This window comes from Pararhizobium sp. PWRC1-1, assembly GCF_049897905.1.
Classification (GTDB): Bacteria; Pseudomonadota; Alphaproteobacteria; order Rhizobiales; family Rhizobiaceae; genus Pararhizobium.
Window position 1 is genome coordinate 1 of record NZ_JAFCXE010000096.1, and the last position, 527, is coordinate 527.

The following is a 527-nucleotide window of genomic DNA, read 5'->3' on the forward strand; positions in this document are numbered from 1 at the left end:
ATGGGAACGGGTGCAGCCACCCCGCAATAACCACCAGGTCAACTAAGGGCAAGATTTACACCTGCAGTGCAGGTGTAAATCTCGCTCTTAGTTTGCACGGCTAGCTTATCCTTCTCGCTTGTCGCTCGAAGGGCAGCCGTGCTGGCCATACGGACACCTCCAAAGGAGGCGACACCGGCCAGGGCGATTTCCACACCGCAAATGCGGGGTAAAACCAAAATGAGAAGCTGGCGAGGGAACCCCTCTTTTTATCTTTGAACACGTCTTTTTCTAAGCTGCTTGAGGCACTTACCGGAGCAGATGCTCCGCAAGGCCAAGCGGCCGTCGCGTCTCGTGACGCGGCCCGTCCGGAGCGTGTTTCACGCGTCAGGACAGAGCCAAGGCTTCATTGAAGCGCCAAAGGCGCTTCGATGAGCACTAGCAATGAGAACAATCAAGCCAATCGAACGATTAGTACCGGTAAGCTTCATGCATTGCTGCACTTCCACACCCGGCCTATCAACGTGGTAGTCTTCCACGGTTCTCAA

The 527-nt window shown here is 55.0% G+C and carries 1 rRNA gene; it reads right to left on the reverse strand.

The features are described 5' to 3' along the window. Positions 1 to 429 precede the first annotated feature (429 nt). A 23S ribosomal RNA gene (locus ACP7E0_RS35085) occupies positions 430 to 527 on the reverse strand; the annotation flags it as partial.